Here is a 12,845-nt window from a genome sequence, read left to right on the forward strand (position 1 = left end):
CGAGCCGTCGCTTCGCTTTTATGCGGCGTACCATGGTTCGACGCCACGACCCGCATAAGAGCCCGAACGAAGGGCCGCACCGGCCCGCACGTGCACGGCATGGCGCGCACGCGGCAAATCAAGGCAGCACCCGCATCAGGAGGACACCCGTGACGGAATCCGGCAAAGAGACGCCACACTCCCCCCTTACCCGTTCGCCGCTACTCGAGATGCAGGACATCGGCATCAGCTTCGGCGGCGTGCCCGCATTGCGCGGCGCCAACCTGAGCGTCGCCGCCGGCGAAGTGCATGCGCTGATCGGCCAGAACGGCGCGGGCAAATCGACCATGATCAAGATCCTGACCGGCGCCTATCGGCGCGGCTCGGGCAGCGTGCGCTTCGAAGGCCGCGAGGTCGATTTCCGCACGCCCAAAGAGGCGCGCGAAGCCGGCATCAGCACGATCTATCAGGAGATCAATCTGGTGCCGTTCCGCTCGGTGGCGGAGAACATTTTCCTCGGCCGCGAGCCGCGCCGTTTCGGCCTGATCGACTGGCGCGCGGTGCAGCAACGCGCCGCCGCGCTGCTCGAATCGTTCGGCCTGCAGATCGATGTGAAGAAACCCGTCGGCCGCTATTCGACCGCGATCCAGCAAATGGTGGCGCTCGCACGCGCGGTGTCGTCGGACGCGAAGATGGTCATCATGGATGAGTCCACCTCGTCGCTCGACGAACGCGAAGTGGAGTTGCTGTTCACCGTGGTGCGCAAGCTGCGCGACGACGGCCGCGCGGTGATTTTCGTGTCGCACCGGCTTGACGAACTGTACGCGCTGTGCGACCGCGTCACCGTCATGCGCGACGGCCAGACGGTCGCGCAAAGCACGATGGCCGAGATGGACAAACTGCAACTCGTCACGACGATGCTCGGCCGCACGCTCGCCGCCGTCGTGCAGGACGACACCGCGGCACGCGAAGCGAACCTCGCGCGGCGCGGCAAGCAGATGATCGCGGCAACGCAGTTGAGCGCGCATCCGAAGGTGAGCGACGTCTCGCTCGAAGTTCACGCCGGCGAGGCAGTGGGTCTCGCGGGACTGCTCGGCTCGGGCCGCACGGAAACCATGCGGCTGATGTTCGGCGCCGATCCGCTGGAGCAAGGGTCGCTCGCGATCGGCGGTGAAAGCGTGGCGCTGAAATCTCCGCAGGACGCGATCTCGCGTGGCCTCGCCTATCTCACCGAAGACCGCAAGGCCGAAGGCATCGTCCCCGAACTCTCCGTGCGCGACAACCTCACGCTCGTCTGTCTGCGCACGCTGGCGAAAAACGGCGTGGTCGACGTGAAGAAACAGCAGGCGATCGTCGATCGCTTCATCGCGTCGCTCGGTATCAAGCTGCGTTCGCCGGATCAGCCGATACGCGAACTGTCCGGCGGCAATCAGCAGAAGGTGCTGCTGGCGCGCTGGCTGGCCGCCGAGCCGTCGCTGTTGCTGCTCGACGAACCGACGCGCGGTATCGACGTGGGCGCCAAAGCGGACGTGGCGAAGATCGTGCGCGAATTGCGCGACGCGGGTCTCGCCGTGCTGCTGTCCGCCTCCGAGCTCGAAGAGCTGACCGCCGTGGCCGATCGCGCGGTGGTGATTCGCGACGGCCGCACGGTCGCCGAACTGAACGGCGCCGACATGAGCGAGACCGCGATCATGGACGCCATTGCCTACGGCAGCGACGGCCATTCGCAACTGGCCGAAGCCGCGCAAACGGCAAACGCCGCACATATCGAAGACGCGTTGGAGGGCGACCGTCATGGCGCTTAAGTTGCACACCGAAACGTTGCATACCGAGCTGCGGCTCGGCGAAACCGCCCAGCAGATGACGGCCGCGCCGCGCGCCACACCGGCCACCACCGTGCGTAAATGGCGCCACCTCGCCATGCAGCGCGAAGTCATCGTCCTGCTCGCGATGGTGCTGTTCAACCTGTTCTTCACGCCGCACTTCTGGTCGCTGCAAACCTTCAACGTCAACATGACGCAGGTGGTGACGATCGTGATCGTCGGCATCGGCATGACGCTGGTGGTGGCGACTGGCGGCATCGATCTGTCGGTCGGCGCGTCGATGGCGATCTCCGGCGCGCTGGCGCCAATGCTGTTCCTGAACATTGCCGGTCCCGCCGGCATTGCGCTCGCGTTCGTGCTGCCGGTGCTGGCCGCCGCGTTGTGCGGCGTCTTCAATGGCTTCCTCGTGACGCGGTTATCCGTCCAGCCGATTGTCGCGACGCTGGTGCTGTTCATCGCCGGACGCGGCATCGCGCAGGTCGTCACCGACGGCAGCCTGCAGGCGTTCAGTACGCCCGCCTTCCAATGGATTGCGCTCGGCAAGGTCGCGGGCGTGCCGTTCCAGGTGCTGCTGATGCTGGCGCTGGTCGCCGTGTTCGTGTGGGTCGTGCGCAAGACGCTGTTCGGCCAGTATCTGCTGATTACCGGCGGCAACGAAAAGGCCGCTTATCTGTGCGGCGTGCCGACCGCCACCGTGAAGCTGATCGCCTACACGCTGTGCGCGGCGCTCGCGGGGCTGGCGGGGCTGATCTCGATCTCCGTGAATTCGTCCTCCGATGCCAACGTGGTCGGACTCGGCGTCGAGCTCGACGCGATCGCGGCGGTGGCCGTCGGCGGCACGGCGTTGACTGGCGGCAAGGCCTATATCGGCGGCACGCTGATCGGCGCGCTGATCATCCAGTTGCTGCGCTATACGCTGCTCGCGCACGGCATTCCCGACGCGGCGGCGCTGGTGGTCAAGGCCGGCATTATCGTCGCCGCCGTTTATGTGCAGCGGCGCTCGCGCTAACGCGGCAGAGACATTCCCGGACTCGATACGATGAAAAAGAATCTTCCTATCCTGCTCGCGCTGGCCGCCCTCGTGATCTTCGGCCTCGTGCGCTACGAGCATTTCGGCTCGGCGTACAACATCACGTCGTTCTGGCGCTACAACTCGATGTTCGCGCTGATCTCGGTGGGCATGGCGTTCGTGATCATCACCGGCGGCATTGATCTGTCGGTGGGGACGGTGGCCGCGCTGGCAAGCGTCGTTGCCGCGCTGACCAGCGTGTACGGCGGCTGGGTCGCCGTGCTGGCGGGCTGCGCCGCGGGACTCACGGTCGGCGTGCTGAACGGACTGATCATCACGCGCCTGAAAATCCTGCCGTTCATCGTCACGCTCGCGACGAGCCTCGGTGCGCACGGCGTCGCTCTGCTGCTCGGCAAGAACGATGCGGTGTCGATTTCCGCCGACTCGAACTTCGGCAACTTCGGTCAGGGCGATCTGTTCGGGCTGCCGATTCCGGGCATCGTCGCCGTGGCGGCGGCGCTGGCCGGCTGGCTCGCGCTGCGCAGCACGCGCTTCGGGCGGCATTCGCTGGCGATCGGCGGCAGCGAGGAAGCCGCGCGGCTCATGGGCCTGAACGTCGACCGCACGCTGGTGATGGCCTATGCGGTGAGCGGCCTGCTCGCCGGCATGGCGGGCGTGATCCTCGCCGCCCAATTCGGCGCGGGACAACCCAACGAAGGCGTCGGCTGGGAGCTGTTCGCGATCTCGGCGGTCGTGCTCGGCGGCACGTTGCTCACGGGCGGCGAAGGCTCGATTGCGATGACGATTGCCGGCGTATTGCTGCTCGGCCTGGTGTTCAACCTGCTGAACTTCGAAAACGGGCTGGGTTTCATCAGCTTGTCGGCGTACTGGCAGTCCGTGATTCGGGGCGTGTTCCTGCTGCTCGTGATCGTGTTGCAGGCTCGTGTGCTGAAGCAACGCGGGAAAAAACGGGTCGCGGCGCCGGCGTGAGCGGCGCATTCACGGGGTCGCGCCGATCGATACGGAGCGAAGGGCGGCGGTTCAGGTTTGCTGCCGCTCGCGCCTACTTTGAGCGTTTCGGAGTAATCAAATCGGCACATGCGGAAAGCCTTATTCCAATTTGGATTCAGACGTATCTAGCGACGATTTACCCCTCTTTGTGTACCAACCCTGACAAGGTCGGCGCGGATCGGATGAAAACACCGCCACGCGCACACCGTACGTCTCGCCGCCAGCCATCCGCCCACCGTTCGCGCCGCTCTTGCCAGTTTTATCAGCAGGGTCAATGCTGCAGCGCATGGCGGGTTTCGGTATCATCCTGAAAATGTTGCCCGCGCGGCGCGCCTATCCGGCGCATGCCGGACAGCCGATGGCGCCGCCATGCGCGGTTTTTTCGCCCATCGCCGTACCTTGCCGAAGCGCGGCCGCAGCCCTGCCAACGTACTTCGCGGCGCCCGGTTTTACCGACAACCGGCGCCGACGCTTCCGGGTCCGGTCATCCGCTTGACCACGCTCAACCGCCGCGCCGCAGCCTTCCGGCAGCGGGCGCGGTAAAATAGCGGATTGCGCGTGATTCCCATATGGGTTAGCGCAGCATCGCCCTTGCCGTGCCGGCCGGCTCAAAACGACTGGCCGCCTTTGTTTTCGCACTATCCAAGAAGCCATGAGCAACCTGAATCCACAAACCGTCCTGAGCGTCCATCACTGGACCGATACGCTTTTCAGCTTCACCTGCACGCGCGATCCGTCGTTCCGTTTCGAAAACGGTCAGTTCACGATGGTGGGCCTCGAGGTCGACGGCAAGCCGCTGATCCGCGCCTACAGCCTTGCGAGTGCGAACTACGAAGAGCACCTCGAATTCCTGAGCATCAAGGTGCAGGACGGCCCGCTTACGTCACGTTTGCAGCATCTGAAGGTCGGTGACGAGGTTCTGATCGGCAAGAAGCCGGTTGGCACGCTGGTGGCCGACAACCTGCTGCCGGGCAAGACGCTGTGGCTGCTGTCCACCGGCACGGGCCTCGCGCCGTTCATGTCGATCATCAAGGATCCGGACATTTACGACCGCTACGAGCGCGTGGTGCTCACCCACACCTGCCGTTTCGTCGACGAACTGGCGTACAAGGAATACATCACGGACCACCTGCCAGCGCACGAGCACCTGGGCGAGTTGGTTCAGGAAAAGCTGCTGTACTACCCGACCGTCACGCGTGAAGCGTTCCAGAACCGCGGCCGGATCACCGAGCTGATCGAAACCGAAAAGCTGTTCGCCGACCTCGGCGTGCCGGGTTTCTCGCTCGAAAACGACCGGATCATGCTGTGCGGCAGCCCGCACATGCTGCGCGACACGCGCAAGCTGCTGGACGACCTGGGCTTCCAGGAAGGCAGCAACAACGCGCCGGGTCATTACGTGGTTGAAAAGGCCTTCGTCGGCTAAGTTACCTTCCACTGCGTTACGATTTTTGCGGCTCGCCCCGCAAAATCAGCGAAAAGGAGCCTTCGGGCTCCTTTTTTATTTTCACGTTACAAATCGGCGCCGACGATCTAACATTCGTTGTCAGTATTCTTCCTACAAAAGCAGTGTTGCGAATGATCAACCCATACTTGAAATCGGACCGCTAAGCCTTGCTGCAACTGCTTTTTTTCTTTTTATGAGATATCATCGCGGCGCATCATCAGTCGAATTGACGCGCCTGCCATGGCCTAAGCGCCATGTTACTGAATGTAAATTTCGTTACGTCATACTGTTAGCGATTCGCCCGTTGCGTCCTGAGCGCGACGTCTTGCACCTGGAGGCCTGAGACCCGTATGCGTTCTTTCGTCTTCGCGCCGCCGACGCGCACCCGCTCCGCCGTCCGTACGGCTTTCTGAGAACGAAGGTCATGGATACGTCGACTGTCGTCCCGTTCGCCGCCCATCTTCCTGCGTCACCGGAACGTGAAGGGTTCGACGCGTCCGCTACGCCGTCTACCTCGGTCGAACAGGAAATCGCACGGTTGCGCGCCCGGGTCAGAGAACTCTCGGCCGAACTCGTGCAGGCACAGGAAGCCGCTTGCCGCCACGTGGCGCGCGAGCTGCACGACGGCGTAGGCGCCGAACTGACGGCGACGCGTTTTGCGCTTGCCGGCGTCGAAACCTGGCTGCCCGCCGATGCACCGCCGCAATGTTCCGCCGCGCTCGCCGTGGCCAACCGCTCGCTCGACGCCGTGTATGAAGCCAGCCGCCAGGCTGTCGCGGAACTGCACGCACCATCGCTCGAAGCGGGCATTGTCGGCGCGTTAGCGCACTGGACCGGCGATTTCGCCGCGCGCACGCAACTGCGCACGAGCTTCGTCTGCGCCGCCGACGTGCGCCTCACCCGCCTGCCCACCGACGCCGCGCTGGCCGTATTCCGCGTCGCGCAGGAAGCACTGAACAACATTGCCAAGCACGCGCGCGCCGAATCCGCGGACGTGCGGATCGAAACCAGCCGCCGTCACCTCACGCTGATCGTCGTCGACGACGGCAGCGGCATCACGCGTAACGCCCGCAGCCGCCGCGGCCATTTCGGCCTGAGCAGCATGCAGGCGCGTTGCGCGGCCTTCGACGGCACGCTGCGCGTAAGCGCACGCCGTGCCGCTACGGGGCGCGGCGACAGCGGCAACGGCATGCCGTCGCGCGGCACCCTCGTTCGGGCGCGTTTTGCCTGGGACGCCATGCTGGCGGATGCGCCGCGCGCCCGGCGGCAGGCGCTGCAATCGTGAGCACGCCGTCATGAGTTTGCGCATTCTGCTCGTCGACGACCACGCCGTGGTGCGCCAGGGCGTCCGTCAGCTGCTGCTCGACCGCGGCGTGGCGCGCGACGTGACCGAAGCGCAAAGCGGCGCCGAAGCGCTCGACGCCGTCGCCCGATTCAGCTACGACGTGGTGCTGCTCGACATTTCGCTGCCCGACATGAACGGCGTCGAAGTGCTCAAGCGTATGAAGCGCAAAGCGCCGCGCGTGGCCGTGCTGATGTTCTCGATGTATCGCGAGGACCAATACGCCGTGCGCGCCCTGAAAGCAGGCGCCGCCGGCTACCTGTCGAAAACCGTCGACGCCGCGCAGATGATCGGCGCGATCCAGCAGGTCGCGGCAGGCCGCAAATACGTGAGCCCGGCGATGGCCGAGGCGCTCGCCGACTACGTTTCCTTCGACGGCGAACAGTTGCCGCACGAAAAGCTCTCCGACCGCGAATATCAGACGCTGTGCATGCTCGCCTCGGGCAAGCGCCTGACGGATATCGCCGTGGCGCTCTCACTGTCGGTGAAAACGGTCAGCGTGTACCGCACCCGCCTGCTCGAGAAGATGAAGCTGCGCAATAACGCCGAATTGACCTTCTACGTGATGAGCAACCGGCTGATCGATCTGAATCCCGCTATGGCCGGCTGACGGCCTATTGCCGCCTGCATTGCTCAGTGCGCGCTGAATAGCTCGCACGCCCTGATGAGATTGCGAGAGAGCGATTCCTCCCGATTGGCAGAGCATCGAGCGAAAGCTTTGCGGCCAATGGCCGCGCAGCCGACGAACATGCCGCCCGAGCCCAGCCTGCCGGGAATTTTCAGCCCCGCGCCTATGACGCAAAATGCCCGTGCCGCAATGGGGCGCGGAACGTATCCGTTAAAATCGTGGGTTTCCCGACATTCGGCGCGCAACACGCGTGCACTACTGGAGACCCCCGCCAATGTCCCTGTTTCGCAAGAAGAGCGTCGAGCACATGATCGCCGCAAGTGCTCAGAACGCCGGCCTGAAGAAAGCGCTCGGCGCGCTCGATCTGACCTTCCTCGGGGTCGGCGCCATTATCGGCACCGGCATTTTCGTGCTGACCGGCACGGGCGCCGTGCAGGCCGGCCCGGCACTGATGATCTCGTTCCTGATCGCGGCGATCGCCTGCGGTTTCGCCGCGCTCGCCTACGCCGAATTCGCCTCGACGATTCCGGTGGCGGGGTCCATCTACACCTACTCATATGCGACGCTCGGCGAACTGGCCGCGTGGATCATCGGCTGGGACTTGATGCTCGAATACGGGCTCGCCACCTCCGCGGTATCGGTGGGCTGGTCGGGTTATCTGCAATCTTTGCTGTCGGGCTTCGGCGTCTCGTTGCCGGTTGCGCTGACGGCGGCGCCGGGTGCATTGCCCGGCCACGATACGCTCTTCAACCTGCCCGCGTTCCTCGTGATGATGGCGATCACCGCGCTGTTGTCGGTAGGTGTGCGCGAGTCGGCGCGGATCAACAACGTCATGGTCGCGATCAAGGTGGTCGTGGTGTTGCTGGTGATCGGCGTGGGCGTATTTCACGTGACGCCGGCCAACTGGCATCCGTTCATGCCGAACGGCTGGAACGGCGTGTTCGGCGCGGCGGCGGTGATGTTCTTCGCGTTCATCGGATTCGACTCGGTGTCGTCCGCGGCGGAAGAGGTGAAGGATCCGAAGCGCGATCTGCCGATCGGGATCATTGCGTCGCTGGGCGTTTGCGCGGTGTTGTACGTGGCGGTGGCGGCTGTCGTCACCGGCATTGTGCCGTCGGCGCAGTTTGCGAATATTTCGCACCCGGTGTCGTATGCGTTGCAGGTGGCGGGGCAAAAGTGGGTCGCGGGGTTTATCGATCTCGGCGCCGTGCTGGGTATGTTGACCGTGATTCTCGTGATGGCTTATGGCCAGACTCGGGTCATTTTCGCCATGTCGCGCGATGGTTTGTTGCCTGCGCGGCTTTCGCGCGTGCATCCGCGGTTTGCTACGCCGTTTTTTACTACGTGGCTCGTCGGGATCTTCTTTGGGCTGATCGGGGCGCTGGTGCCGCTGAACGTGTTGGCTGAGCTGATCAATATCGGCACGTTGGCCGCGTTTTCGATGGTGTCGATTGCGGTTCTCGTTTTGCGGAAAACGCATCCTGAATTGCCGAGGGCGTTTCGGTGTCCTGGGGTGCCGGTTGTGCCGGTGCTGGCTGTTGCGTCCTGTCTGTTTTTGATGGTTAATCTTCAGGCTGTTACTTGGGTGGCTTTTGTTGTTTGGTTGCTTATCGGGTTGGTTATTTATTTTGGGTATTCGCGGAGGCATTCGAAGTTGAGCAAGTGATTGGGGTTCTTGCCTGTTTGGTGGGTTGTGGGTGGGTTCTTTCGGGTTTTGGCCTTTCCTTGTTTTGCTTGTGGTTTATTAGCGTTGCCCCTGTGCGGGGCGGCACTCACTTTCTTTGCTTGCCGCAAAGAAAGTAAGCAAAGAAAGCGGCTTCACACCGCCAGCCCATAAGCGGGTCCCCTGGCTTGGAGGAGGTGGTGGTGCATCTGGAATCCGTGCCCTCGCACATTCCGCCCCAGTGACAAGGCAGTCATTCTTCCGGCGGCGCTCCGCGCGCCGTCGCGGTACTTCAACAACCGCCAGATGGGGCGCGCGCCCGCGGCATTTCTCAGCGGTTGCCGTCTGTTGCGTCAGCGGTACTTGCCAAGCCGCTGAGCGCCTTTTTGCGTCGGCGGCACTTCTCGAAACGTTGAACGTCCGTTGCATCGGCGGCACGTCTCGAAACGTTCAGCGTCTTTTGCGCCGGTGGCACTCCTCAAACTGCTGGCCATTATTTGGGTCAGTAGCGTCTCTAAGACCACGGCCCATTAAGGCGTCTCGCCGAGGCGAAGCCGACGGCTCCCGCAATGCACAAACGCAGCCTCCTGAAGCGAACCGTTCCGTTGAGCGCGGCGCGCGAGGCGGGAAGTATGACGGCCTTGTCACTGACGCCGAATGTGCGAGAGCACGGATTCCAGATGCACCACTACCTGCTCAAAACCGGGGGACCCGCTTATGGGCTGGCGGTGTGAAGCCGCTTTCTTTGCTTACTTTCTTTGCGGCAGGCAAAGAAAGTGAGTGCCGCCCCGCACAGGGGCAACGCCAATAGACCACCAGGAATTCAAGGAAAGGCCAAAACCCCAAAGAACAAAGCCACAACCCGCCGAGCAAACAAAAAACCCCTCATAGCGCCCCAGCCCAATTTGTGCTTTACTTTTCGGCAGCCCCATAAAAAAACCGCAGCACCCTCATCGGACCCACGAACAGGCAGCTGAAGGCGAACAACAAAACGGAAGGTCCGGTCTCACCCCATAAGGAGACAACTTCATGGCGATCAGCATCAGTCTGACGGTGAATGGCGCGCCCATCAGCGCCTCAATCGACCCTGGCACCCTGCTAGTCCAGTTCCTTCGCGATCAACTCCGGCTCACCGGCACGCACGTCGGCTGCGATACGGCCCAGTGCGGCGCATGCACTGTCCATCTGAACGGACGCGCGATCAAAGCCTGCAACATCCTCGCAGTGCAAGCCGAAGGCGCGGAGATCACCACCATCGAAGGACTCGCCAAAGACGGCGCGCTGCATCCCATGCAGGCAGCCTTCAAACACTGCCACGGACTGCAATGCGGCTTCTGCACCCCCGGCATGGTGATGAGCGCGGTTTCGCTCGTGCAGCGCCAGCCGAATCTCACCGGCGACGACGTGCGCGCCCAACTCGACGGCAATCTGTGCCGCTGTACGGGGTATCACAACATCGTCAAGGCAGTGCTCGAAGGCGCCGAGGGCATGAAGTCCGCCGGCACGGCCAACGCCGCCGCGAACGCGCAAGCCAATGCACCGGCCACTGCCTGAGGAGCCGACGATGAACGCACCCGAAACCCATCTGATCGGCGCTTCCGTCGAACGTAAGGAAGACTATCGGTTCCTGACCGGCAACGGCCAGTACACCGACGACATCGTCCTGCCCCAGCAAACCTACGCCGTGTTCCTGCGCTCGCCCTACGCGCACGCGAAGATCAACAGCATCGATACCGCCGCGGCCAAACAGTCGCCCGGCGTGGTCGCGATCTTCACCGGCGCGGACATGGCGGCCGACAACGTCGGCGGGCTGCCGTGCGGCTGGCTGATTCACAGCACCGACGGCAAACCGATGAACGAGCCGCCGCATCCGATCATCGCGCATACGAAAGTGCGTCACGTCGGCGACCAGGTCGCACTCGTGATCGCCGATTCGATCAAGGCCGCGAAAGACGCCGCCGAATTGATCGAAGTCGACTACGACGTGCTGCCCGCCGTGGTGGACACCGCGCATGCAGCAGACGCCGGCCAGCCCGCGGTTCACGACGAAGTCCCGGACAACGTCTGCTACAACTGGGGCCACGGCGACAAAGCCGCTACCGAGGCAGCCTTCGCCAAAGCCGCGCACGTCACCACGCTCGACATCGTCAACAACCGGCTCATTCCGAACGCAATCGAACCGCGCGCGGTCAACGCGAGCTATTCGGTGCAGGACGACAGCTACACGCTCTACGTCGCGAATCAGAATCCGCACGTGGAGCGCCTGCTGATGGCCGCATTCGTGCTCTCGCTACCGGAATCGAAACTGCGTGTGATCGCGCCGGACGTGGGCGGCGGCTTCGGATCGAAGATCTTCCTGTATGCCGAAGACGTCGCGCTCACCTGGGCGTCAAAGAAAATCCGCCGTCCGGTCAAGTGGACGGCCGAGCGCTCGGAAGCGTTCGTCTCCGACGCGCACGGCCGCGATCACGTGACCAAAGCCGAACTGGCGCTGGACGCGGACGGCAGGTTCCTCGGCATGCGCATCCATACGACCGCCAACATGGGCGCGTATCTGTCCACGTTCGCGTCGAGCGTGCCGACCATTCTGTATGCGACGCTGCTCGCGGGTCAGTACACCACGCCCGCGATCTACGCGGAAGTGAAAGCGGTGTTCACCAACACCGTTCCCGTGGATGCCTATCGCGGCGCGGGCCGCCCCGAAGCGACATATGTCGTGGAGCGCCTCGTCGAAACCGCCGCGCGCGAAATGAAGCTCGATCCGGCGGAGATTCGCCGCCGCAATTTCATCCGCGAGTTTCCGTACGCGACGCCGGTCGGCCTCACTTACGACACCGGCGACTACGAGACGATTCTCGCGCGTTCGCTCGAACTCGCGGACGTCAAAGGCTTCGCCGCGCGCAAACAGGAATCCGAAAAGAACGGCAAGCGGCGCGGCCTCGGCTATTCGTGCTACATCGAAGCCTGCGGTCTCGCACCGTCGAATATCGCGGGCGCATTGGGCGCGCGGGCCGGCCTGTTCGAAGTCGGTCAGATTCGCGTCCATCCCACCGGTTCGGTCACCGTGTTCACAGGTTCGCATAGTCACGGGCAGGGACACGAGACGACCTTCGCGCAAGTGGTGGCCGACCGGCTCGGCATTGCGCTGGAAAGTGTCGAGATCGTCCACGGCGACACCGGCCGCATTCCGTTCGGCATGGGCACATACGGCTCGCGCTCGATCGCGGTCGGCGGCTCGGCGATCATGAAGGCGCTCGACAAGATCGAGACCAAAGCGAAGAAGATCGCCGCACACCTGCTCGAAGCCGCGGCGGAAGACATCGAGTTCAAGGACGGCGTATTCCGCGTCGCGGGCACGGATCGCACCAAGGCGTTTGCCGAGATTTCGCTCGCCGCGTACGTGCCGCACAACTATCCGCTCGACGTGCTCGAACCAGGCCTTGAAGAAAGCGCGTTCTACGATCCGACCAACTTCACCTATCCGTCGGGCGCGTACATCTGCGAGATCGAAGTCGATCCGGAGACAGGCGTGTGCCGCATCCAGCAGTTCACCGCAGTGGACGACTTCGGCAACGTGATCAATCCGATGATCGTCGAAGGTCAGGTGCATGGCGGGCTCGCTCAGGGCATTGGCCAGGCGATGCTGGAGCGCTGCGTGTACGACAACGAGAGCGGCCAGTTGCTGTCCGGCTCGTACATGGATTACGCAATGCCGCATGCGTCCGATCTGCCGAACTTTACCGTCGAAACCGCCAAGGGCACACCGTGCACGCACAATCCGCTCGGCGTGAAAGGCTGCGGCGAAGCGGGCGCGATCGGCTCACCGCCGGCGGTGATCAACGCGATCCTCGACGCGCTCGCGCCGCTTGGCGTGACCGACCTGCAAATGCCGGCGACGCCGCATCGCGTGTGGTCCGCGATTCACGCGGCCAAGCAACCCCATTGA

At 63.5% G+C, this 12,845-nt stretch carries 9 protein-coding genes; all 9 read left to right on the top strand.

Annotation, left to right across the window (positions count from 1 at the left end; all coding sequences use genetic code 11):
- The first annotated feature begins 209 nt into the window (after positions 1-209).
- The 9 genes from P0D68_RS17410 to P0D68_RS17450 all read left to right on the top strand — a co-directional run bounded on the left by P0D68_RS17410 (position 210) and on the right by P0D68_RS17450 (position 12,845).
- Positions 210-1,784, top strand: coding sequence for a sugar ABC transporter ATP-binding protein (locus P0D68_RS17410; RefSeq protein WP_408298610.1), 1,575 nt, complete (start codon positions 210-212; stop codon positions 1,782-1,784).
- A 55-nt stretch (positions 1,785-1,839) separates the two neighbouring features.
- Entirely contained in the window at positions 1,840-2,811 is a 972-nt protein-coding gene (locus P0D68_RS17415) for an ABC transporter permease (RefSeq protein WP_408298608.1), read from the top strand.
- Positions 2,812-2,841: 30 nt separating this feature from the next.
- Positions 2,842-3,801, top strand: a complete 960-nt coding sequence (locus P0D68_RS17420) for an ABC transporter permease (protein WP_091797167.1) — start codon at positions 2,842-2,844, stop codon at positions 3,799-3,801.
- A gap of 673 nt (positions 3,802-4,474) precedes the next feature.
- Complete coding sequence (locus P0D68_RS17425; RefSeq protein WP_091797169.1) at positions 4,475-5,245, top strand: ferredoxin--NADP reductase; 771 nt, start codon at positions 4,475-4,477, stop codon at positions 5,243-5,245.
- Positions 5,246-5,690: 445 nt separating this feature from the next.
- Positions 5,691-6,551 (top strand): sensor histidine kinase, encoded by an 861-nt coding sequence (locus tag P0D68_RS17430; RefSeq protein WP_408187051.1) that lies wholly within the window; start codon positions 5,691-5,693, stop codon positions 6,549-6,551.
- 10 nt (positions 6,552-6,561) lie between these two features.
- On the top strand, positions 6,562-7,218 hold the full coding sequence (rqpR, locus tag P0D68_RS17435) for a response regulator transcription factor RqpR (protein WP_091800886.1): 657 nt from the start codon (positions 6,562-6,564) through the stop codon (positions 7,216-7,218).
- A 292-nt stretch (positions 7,219-7,510) separates the two neighbouring features.
- The gene (gene bcaP / locus P0D68_RS17440) at positions 7,511-8,902 is read left to right on the top strand and encodes a branched-chain amino acid transporter BcaP (protein WP_091797174.1); all 1,392 of its coding nucleotides are present in this window, start codon (positions 7,511-7,513) and stop codon (positions 8,900-8,902) included.
- A gap of 1,026 nt (positions 8,903-9,928) precedes the next feature.
- The gene (locus tag P0D68_RS17445) at positions 9,929-10,453 is read left to right on the top strand and encodes a (2Fe-2S)-binding protein (RefSeq protein ID WP_408183971.1); all 525 of its coding nucleotides are present in this window, start codon (positions 9,929-9,931) and stop codon (positions 10,451-10,453) included.
- A 10-nt stretch (positions 10,454-10,463) separates the two neighbouring features.
- The gene (locus tag P0D68_RS17450) at positions 10,464-12,845 is read left to right on the top strand and encodes a xanthine dehydrogenase family protein molybdopterin-binding subunit (protein WP_408298416.1); all 2,382 of its coding nucleotides are present in this window, start codon (positions 10,464-10,466) and stop codon (positions 12,843-12,845) included.

Origin of the sequence: Paraburkholderia sp. RL17-380-BIE-A (assembly GCF_046028085.1) — a bacterium.
Lineage (GTDB): Bacteria > Pseudomonadota > Gammaproteobacteria > Burkholderiales > Burkholderiaceae > Paraburkholderia.

Bases quoted from the DNA above. Each gene is read 5' to 3' on its own strand.
- rqpR (WP_091800886.1), top strand. From the start codon at position 6,562: ATGAGTTTGCGCATTCTGCTCGTCGACGACCACGCCGTGGTGCGCCAG.
- P0D68_RS17420 (WP_091797167.1), top strand. From the start codon at position 2,842: ATGAAAAAGAATCTTCCTATCCTGCTCGCGCTGGCCGCCCTCGTGATC.
- bcaP (WP_091797174.1), top strand. From the start codon at position 7,511: ATGTCCCTGTTTCGCAAGAAGAGCGTCGAGCACATGATCGCCGCAAGT.
- P0D68_RS17450 (WP_408298416.1), top strand. From the start codon at position 10,464: ATGAACGCACCCGAAACCCATCTGATCGGCGCTTCCGTCGAACGTAAG.
- P0D68_RS17410 (WP_408298610.1), top strand. From the start codon at position 210: ATGCAGGACATCGGCATCAGCTTCGGCGGCGTGCCCGCATTGCGCGGC.
- P0D68_RS17445 (WP_408183971.1), top strand. From the start codon at position 9,929: ATGGCGATCAGCATCAGTCTGACGGTGAATGGCGCGCCCATCAGCGCC.
- P0D68_RS17425 (WP_091797169.1), top strand. From the start codon at position 4,475: ATGAGCAACCTGAATCCACAAACCGTCCTGAGCGTCCATCACTGGACC.
- P0D68_RS17415 (WP_408298608.1), top strand. From the start codon at position 1,840: ATGACGGCCGCGCCGCGCGCCACACCGGCCACCACCGTGCGTAAATGG.
- P0D68_RS17430 (WP_408187051.1), top strand. From the start codon at position 5,691: ATGGATACGTCGACTGTCGTCCCGTTCGCCGCCCATCTTCCTGCGTCA.